Consider the following 7,060-nt stretch of genomic DNA (forward strand, 5'->3'; position numbering starts at 1 on the left):
TACCGGGGGGCGGCCCCGGGCTTCGTGCTGCTCGCCCGGGAGGGGAGGGCCGCAGGCCGGACGGGCACCGGCGCGGGTCCGCCGCCCGAGGGGCGGGTACCGGTGCGGGAAGGCAGGGCGAGGGCCCTGCCAAAGATTCGGGCATGTGAATGCGTGAGTCTTCCATCGCTTCGAGAGTCGAATCCGGCGGACGCCCGGCGGCCGGCGACCTGCGCGTCGGGGGAGGCGGGGAGCGGGGCGCGGAACGACCGGACGGGCGGGTTCCGGCGGCGGCCTTCGGGCGGGCGTTCCGCGGGCGGTGGGCTGGCCGGGATCGTCGCGAGGGCCCGGTACGCACTTCGGGCCGCGGCGCCTGGACGGGACCCTCAGCCCGTCCGGCACCGCAGCCCGGAGCGATCGGAGATCCGGGCGCAGTCAGGGCAGAGAGCACCGTGGATCTCGGTTCTGCCCTCCTGTGCGGGGAGAGCAGAAGTATGGAGTTCCACCCCATTGTGGACTAGACCACTGTGATCTGTCCACGTCCGGCGAGGGGCCGTTCGCGCTGTGCACGGTTCCTCACGGTGTGCAGGGCTTGAACGGACGGGCCGCCGTCCCGGGGCTTCGACGTCGATTCTTGCGCACAAGAGCCGGTAGGGACAGAGGGCGGACGCAACGATGTCACCCGAGTGCCGGTTAGGCTCCCTGGGTGCCCTCCATGAACGATCTCGTCCGCCAGCACACCGCGCTCGGTGAAACCGACCTCGAGTGGCTCCACCTGCTGGTCTCCGAGTGGCAGCTGCTGTCGGACCTGTCCTTCGCGGACCTGGTGCTGTGGGTGCCCACCCGGGACGGCGCCCGCTACGTCTCGGTGGCGCAGATGCGTCCCAACACCGGCCCGACCTCCTACCAGGACGACATGGTCGGCCACCTGGTGCCGCGGGGCCGCCGGCCGCTGCTCGACTCGGCGCTGGACGAGGGCCGGATCGTGCGAGAGGGCGATCCCGAGTGGCGCGAGGAGGTCCCGGTCAGGGTGGAGTCCATCCCGGTCCGCCGGGAGGGCCGGGTGCTCGGTGTCATCGCCCGCAACACCAACCTGCTGACGGTCCGCACGCCCAGCCGCCTGGAGCTGACCTACCTGCAGAGCGCCTCCGACCTGGCGCAGATGATCGCCGCCGGCGCCTTCCCGTTCCAGGGCCAGCAGGTGGACATGGACGCCTCCCCTCGGGTGGGGGACGGGCTGATCCGGCTCGACGCGGACGGGCACGTCCAGTACGCCAGCCCGAACGCGCTCTCCGCCTACCACCGGCTCGGCCTGGCCGCCGACCTGGTGGGCATGCACCTGGGACAGGCCACCGCGGAGCTGGCCCCCGCCCGCGGAGCGGTGGACGAGTCGCTGGTCACGCTGGCCAGTGGCTGGGCGCCGCGGGAGGCGGAGATCGAGGGCAACGACTGCGTGGTGCAGTTGCGGGCCATCCCGCTGAAGCCGAAGGGCACCCGCATCGGGTCGCTGGTGCTGCTCCGCGACGTCACCGAACTGCGCCGCCGGGAACGGGAGCTGATCACCAAGGACGCCACCATCCGGGAGATCCACCACCGGGTGAAGAACAACCTCCAGACCGTCGCCGCCCTGCTGCGGCTCCAGGCCCGCCGCATCGGGGCGACCGGGGAGAGCAGCGCGCGGGAGGCGCTGGAGGAGGCGGTGCGGCGGGTCGGCTCGATCGCGATCGTGCACGAGACGCTGTCCCACAACCTCGACGAGAAGGTCGAGTTCGACGAGATCGCCGACCGGGTGCTGGCGATGGTCGCGGAGATCTCACCGGGCCGGGTGACGGGGCGGCGCACCGGACGGTTCGGCATCCTGGACGCGGAGATCGCCACTCCGCTGTCGATGGTCCTGACCGAGCTGCTGCAGAACGCCCTGGAGCACGGCTTCGGTCCCGGGGAGCGGGGCACGGTGGAGGTCGGCGCGGTGCGCGGCGGGGGAGCGGGCCGTGAGGAGGCCCGGCTGCTGGTGAGCGTGCAGGACAACGGCCGGGGGCTGCCCGAGGGGTTCGACGCGCGGACCGCCGGAAACCTCGGCCTGCAGATCGTCCGGACCCTGGTGGAGGGCGAGTTGGGCGGCACGTTCGACATGGTGCCGGCTCCGGAGCACGGCACCCGGGTGGTGCTGGACCTGCCCGTACCCGCCGGTGCCCGCTGACCGCCGGTAGCGGGCACCCGGGACGGTCGATGCCCGGTCCCGGGCACGACCGAGCCCCGGACCGTTCACCGAAGTGACGGGCCGGGGCTCGGGGTTGACGTCGTGCGGGCGCACCGGGGATCTGCGCGCTGCGGCTCGGGACAGCAGGTGGCCGGGCTGGGCGTCAGGCAGTTGCCTTGCGCGCCCGGTTGCGGGCGGCGCGGCGCTTCATCGCGCGGCGCTCGTCCTCACTGAGGCCACCCCATACACCGGAGTCCTGACCGGACTCCAGGGCCCACTGCAGGCACTGCTCCATGACGGGGCAGCGGCGGCAGACGGCCTTGGCTTCCTCGATCTGCAGCAGCGCAGGACCGGTGTTGCCGATGGGGAAGAAGAGCTCGGGGTCTTCTTCGCGGCAAACGGCGTTGTGACGCCAGTCCATGGCTGCTCCATCTCCTACGCATTGCATTGCGGCTGTGTTGCTTGTGAATGTGAACGCTTTCACGAATCCCACCACAAGGGAAGGGGGTGCCCAGCAACTGTGATGAGGGTCCCACTGAGATGTGGAGGGGATTCAGGCTCTCAAGGGGCCCACCTGAAGGGCTGTCCCGATCGCCATGAAGAGACTCGCAAACCTCGGCGACGGATACAACCCCTTCTGGCAAGTTTTTTTTGATTCCTTGGTGTCGCCTGGCTCACAGCCGTACTTCTAGTGGGTGGAGGCTGGTCTAAACGTTCGACTATAAGGACTTTCGGCCGTTCGACTTACACAATCACACGCAGTGCACGGCGTACGCCTGTGAAGGTCACGCTGGAACGCAGTCCCAGGTGGTCACCGTCCACCTGAAACGGCAGTGGAGCCTGCGAATGCAAGGTGAAGTCGGTTTCGTCGTGCAGGGTGATCGCGTGCTTGCCGTGAGGCCCCCGACCTGGGCCGGAAGCCAACAACTGAGTGCCGTAACGGGTGACCGCCGCGGGCGAGAGCCGTGCGAGTCCCAGCAGGTCGAGCGCGGTGTCGAAGGAGGCCTCGGGAGCCGCGTACACCGGACGGTTCCCCAGATAGGTCCAGGGAGCCGTATTGCAGACTATGGAAAGCACCAGCCCCTCCACCGGTGCCGCCCCCGGCCGCTCCAGCGTGATGGTGCCCTGTCTGCGGTGCGGTTCCGTGACGAACTGCCGCAGCACCTGCCGGACGTAGAGCGCGTGCGTCGAACGTTTGCCGCGCTCCCGCTGCTGTTCGACCCGGCCGACCACTCCCGCGTCGAAGCCGAAACCGGCGCAGAACGTGAACCAGCGCGTCGGCACCTCCGCGTCCGCGCTGTCCGGTGTGCCCGCCGCGCGGCCCAGACCGACCGTGCGGGTACGGCCGGCCTCCAGTGCGTCCAGCAGGGCGCCGGTGGCCTCGACCACGTCGTTGGGCAGCCCCAGCGCCCGGGCGAAGACGTTGGTCGACCCGCCGGGCACCACCGCGAGGCCGGGCAGCCCCTCTACGTCCGGGCCGTGGTGCAGCAGGCCGTTGACCACCTCGTTGACGGTGCCGTCCCCGCCGAGCGCGATCACCAGCTCGATCTCGCCGTTCTCGGCGGCCTGCCGGGCGAGGTCGCGGGCGTGCCCCCGGTACTCGGTGGTGGCCACCTCCAGCTTCAGATCGCTGGCGAGCGCGTGGGTGAGCACGTCCCGGGTGCGCGCACTGGTGGTGGTTGCCTTGGGATTGACCACGAGGAGTGCGCGCATGGAGTGCAGATTACAGACCGCCGACCTGCGCAGCCCAACCCCGGCCCGGTCGACGGCCCGCGCGGCCCGGCTACCCTGACGGGGTGAGTACGGACCCTGGGACCGGCGAGGCCGTCACCTCCGCCACCGCCGAACGACCGACGCGGATCACGCTCGCCGCCGCGCTGCTGGCCCTGGAGGGTCTTGTGGTGGCCGGCGGCGGCACGGCGATGCTGGTGCTGCTCCTGGTGGGCAGCCGGCCCGACAGCGTCACCCAGGCCCTCGCCGGCGCCGTGACCGCCCTGCTGCTGGCCCTGCTGCCGCTGCTGGCGGCCCGCGGTCTGTGGCACCTCCGCCGCTGGAGCCGCAGCCCGGCCGTCTTCGTGCAGCTGCTCGCCCTCCCGGTGGGCTGGCAGATGGGCAGCGGCGAGGGTCTCTGGGTGGCGGGCGGGCTCGCGCTGGCCGCCGTGGCGATCACCGTGCTGGTGTGCCTGTTCCACCCGCGCAGCAACGCCGCGCTCGGCGCCACCCCGCAGCCGGACTGACACCTGGCCGGCGGACTGACGCGGCGGAGGAGAGACGCGCGTCCTGGCCGGACGGTCGGTGCGCCGGAGGGTCGGTATGCCGCCGGGGAGGAAACGGGGCCGCGGGGCTGTCAGCGCCCGCGGCCCTTCGCGTCATCCCTCGAGTCGTGTCACTCCTCGACCCGGGTCACTCCTCGATGAGCAGCCGGTCGCGCAGCTGGGCCAGGGTGCGGGCCAGCAGCCGGGAGACGTGCATCTGCGAGATGCCGACCTCCTGCGCGATCTGGGACTGGGTCATGTTGCCGAAGAAGCGCAGCAGCAGGATCTTCTTCTCCCGCGGCGGCAACTCCTCCAGCAGCGGCTTCAGCGACTCCCGGTACTCGACCCCCTCCAGGGCGTCGTCCTCCGCGCCGAGGGTGTCGGCGACGGCCGGCGACTCGTCGTCGGTGTCCGGCACGTCCAGCGACAGGGTGCTGTAGGCGTTGGCCGACTCCAGGCCCTCCAGGACGTCCTCGTCGGAGATGGCCAACCGCTCCGCCAACTCGTGCACGGTGGGTGCCCGGCCGTGCTGCTGGGACAGCTCGGCCGTCGCCGTGGAGAGGGACAGCCGCAGCTCCTGGAGCCGGCGCGGCACGCGCACCGCCCAGCCCTTGTCCCTGAAGTGACGTTTGATCTCACCGACGACCGTCGGTGTGGCGTACGTGGAGAACTCCACCCCGCGTTCGGGGTCGAAGCGGTCCACCGACTTGATCAGGCCGATGGTGGCCACCTGAGTCAGGTCGTCCAGCGGCTCGCCGCGGTTGCGGAACCGGCGGGCGAGGTGTTCCACGAGCGGCAGGTGCATGCGCACCAGGGTGTTGCGCAGCTCCGCCCGCTCCGGGGAGCCGTCGGGGAGTTCCCGGAGCTCGATGAAGAGGGCACGCGCCCCACTGCGGTCCTGCGGGTCCGCGGGGTGCCGGCCGTTCCGCCCGTTCCGGCTTGGCTGGTGCTGCTCCATGGGGTCCGCCTGCTCCGGCTGCTCCACTCGCTGGCTGGGGTCGGCCGGGTGCGGCCGAGCGTGCTGCTCCGGGATCGCCGAGTCCGCCGCCATCTCGTGACGGCCGACCGGCGCGTCGTGCTCCAGGTGGTTCATACCGGCCCCCTCGTCCCGTGCCGGCCCCTCGGCATCCGTCACGATGCCCCGGGACCAGCGCCGCGCTTCTTGTGCAGACTGATGCTGACCGTGCGGTCCTCAGCGACTGCGGAGTCGACCTCTCCCGCAAGGGCGGAGAGCACCGTCCAGGCGAACGTGTCACGCTCGGGAGCGCGACCATCTGTAGTCGGCGCGGACACCGTCACTCTCAGTGAGTCCCCGACCAACTTGAAGACACAGCTGAGCACACTGCCCGGCACGGCTTGCTGTAGCAGGATCGCGCAGGCCTCATCGACCGCGATGCGCAGATCCTCGATCTCGTCGAGGGTGAAGTCCAAGCGGGCCGCGAGACCGGCCGTGGCCGTTCGCAGCACCGAAAGATAGGCACCCGCCGCGGGCAGCCGGACCTCGACGAAGTCCTGCTCCCCACCTACGATCTGGGACACCCTCACCTCCAAGGTGGCACAATCTGGTTGAGCTGCCACGAAAGTCGGACCGGCTGCCCCCTTGTTGCGGGGGCGGAGCCGTCCAGCGTGGCAGACGGTTCGCCTGCGACGCTATCGTGATCCGTGGCATGCTGTCGCCTGGACGGAAGCACGCCACCTCATACCGTGAACGTCACCCATAGTAAACACATGGGTACTGTGTGTGGCTAGCCTTTTTGTGCATCAATTCCGCCAGTATCACAGAGCGTTGCCGTCGGCCCTCCGGGCCAGCTCCCGCAGCGGCTCGCCGCTCATCCGGAAGACCGTCCACTCGTCCATCGGCTCCGCGCCCAGCGAGGCGTAGAAGTCGATCGACGGCTTGTTCCAGTCCAGCACCCACCACTCGAAGCGCTCATAGCCCCGTTCCACGCAGATCGCGGCGAGTGCCGCGAGCAGCGCACGCCCGTGGCCACCGCCGCGGGCCTCCGGACGGACGTAGAGGTCCTCCAGGTACACGCCGTGGGTGCCGGTCCAGGTGGAGAAGTTGCGGAACCAGCAGGCGAAGCCCACCGGAGTGCCCCCGTCGTCCTCGGCGATCAGCGCGAACACCGCCGGCTGCGGCCCGAACAGGGCGTCGTGCAACTGCTGCTCACTCGCCCTGGCGTGCTCGACCGCGCGCTCGTACTCCGCGAGTTCGCGGATCATGCCCGCGATGACGGGCACGTCGGCGGGGGTGGCGGCTCGGATCATGGTCAAAGGCTAACCGGTGACCACCGCGGCGACCGTGGTGCCCGGAGGGAAGGCGCCCTCCTCGGCGAGCGTGGTGACCCCGAGCAGCATCTTGGCCACGTAGATCCGGTCCGGCACGAGCGGGTGCCGGTGGGCGAAGTCCGCGGCGAACCGCTCCAGCTCGGGAGTGCCGCGGGCGTAACCACCGCAGTGGAAGCGGTCGTCCAGCCGCCACTCGCCCCGACGTCCGCCGTACGCCGCCGTCTGCAGCGCGGTGATCTCCGCGTCGAGGAAGCCGCCCCTGAGCACCGGGAAGCCGAGCGCCGGCGGGCCGCCAGCCGCGAGCCCGGCGAGCGTGCCGCCCGTGCCGCAGGCGACC

The 7,060-nt window shown here is 70.9% G+C and carries 7 protein-coding genes and 1 pseudogene; 2 read left to right on the forward strand and 6 right to left on the reverse strand.

Annotation, left to right across the window (positions count from 1 at the left end):
• The first annotated feature begins 694 nt into the window (after nucleotides 1–694).
• Nucleotides 695–2,179, forward strand: coding sequence for a histidine kinase N-terminal domain-containing protein (locus ACYVE9_RS11455; RefSeq protein WP_461027682.1), 1,485 nt, complete (start codon nucleotides 695–697; stop codon nucleotides 2,177–2,179).
• A gap of 163 nt (nucleotides 2,180–2,342) precedes the next feature.
• Here ACYVE9_RS11455 and ACYVE9_RS11460 read toward each other — a convergent pair whose 3' ends face one another.
• Both ACYVE9_RS11460 and ACYVE9_RS11465 read right to left on the reverse strand, forming a co-directional pair.
• Entirely contained in the window at nucleotides 2,343–2,600 is a 258-nt protein-coding gene (locus tag ACYVE9_RS11460; RefSeq protein WP_028427873.1) for a WhiB family transcriptional regulator, read from the reverse strand.
• A gap of 323 nt (nucleotides 2,601–2,923) precedes the next feature.
• Nucleotides 2,924–3,892, reverse strand: coding sequence for a diacylglycerol/lipid kinase family protein (locus tag ACYVE9_RS11465; RefSeq protein ID WP_461027683.1), 969 nt, complete (start codon nucleotides 3,890–3,892; stop codon nucleotides 2,924–2,926).
• A gap of 83 nt (nucleotides 3,893–3,975) precedes the next feature.
• On the opposite strand from ACYVE9_RS11465, the gene ACYVE9_RS11470 reads away from it, so the two are divergent.
• Nucleotides 3,976–4,416, forward strand: a complete 441-nt coding sequence (locus ACYVE9_RS11470; protein WP_461027684.1) for a hypothetical protein — start codon at nucleotides 3,976–3,978, stop codon at nucleotides 4,414–4,416.
• Between the two features lie 166 nt (nucleotides 4,417–4,582).
• On the opposite strand, the gene ACYVE9_RS11475 is transcribed toward ACYVE9_RS11470, so the two are convergent.
• The 4 genes and pseudogenes from ACYVE9_RS11475 to ACYVE9_RS11490 form a co-directional block, all read right to left on the reverse strand.
• Nucleotides 4,583–5,527, reverse strand: coding sequence for an RNA polymerase sigma factor SigF (locus ACYVE9_RS11475; RefSeq protein WP_461027685.1), 945 nt, complete (start codon nucleotides 5,525–5,527; stop codon nucleotides 4,583–4,585).
• 38 nt (nucleotides 5,528–5,565) lie between these two features.
• Nucleotides 5,566–5,973 carry an ATP-binding protein gene (locus ACYVE9_RS11480; RefSeq protein WP_461027686.1) on the reverse strand — a complete coding sequence of 136 codons (408 nt, stop codon included), beginning with the start codon at nucleotides 5,971–5,973 and terminating at the stop codon, nucleotides 5,566–5,568.
• Between the two features lie 237 nt (nucleotides 5,974–6,210).
• Nucleotides 6,211–6,702, reverse strand: coding sequence for a GNAT family N-acetyltransferase (locus ACYVE9_RS11485; RefSeq protein ID WP_461027687.1), 492 nt, complete (start codon nucleotides 6,700–6,702; stop codon nucleotides 6,211–6,213).
• Between the two features lie 9 nt (nucleotides 6,703–6,711).
• A pseudogene (locus ACYVE9_RS11490) lies at nucleotides 6,712–7,060 on the reverse strand (1-aminocyclopropane-1-carboxylate deaminase); the annotation flags it as partial.

Source organism: Streptomyces sparsus, from assembly GCF_054776295.1.

Coding starts and splice junctions, on each gene's coding strand:
- ACYVE9_RS11465 (WP_461027683.1), bottom strand. CDS start 3,892: ATGCGCGCACTCCTCGTGGTCAATCCCAAGGCAACCACCACCAGTGCG.
- ACYVE9_RS11475 (WP_461027685.1), bottom strand. CDS start 5,527: ATGAACCACCTGGAGCACGACGCGCCGGTCGGCCGTCACGAGATGGCG.
- ACYVE9_RS11485 (WP_461027687.1), bottom strand. CDS start 6,702: ATGATCCGAGCCGCCACCCCCGCCGACGTGCCCGTCATCGCGGGCATG.
- ACYVE9_RS11455 (WP_461027682.1), top strand. CDS start 695: ATGAACGATCTCGTCCGCCAGCACACCGCGCTCGGTGAAACCGACCTC.
- ACYVE9_RS11460 (WP_028427873.1), bottom strand. CDS start 2,600: ATGGACTGGCGTCACAACGCCGTTTGCCGCGAAGAAGACCCCGAGCTC.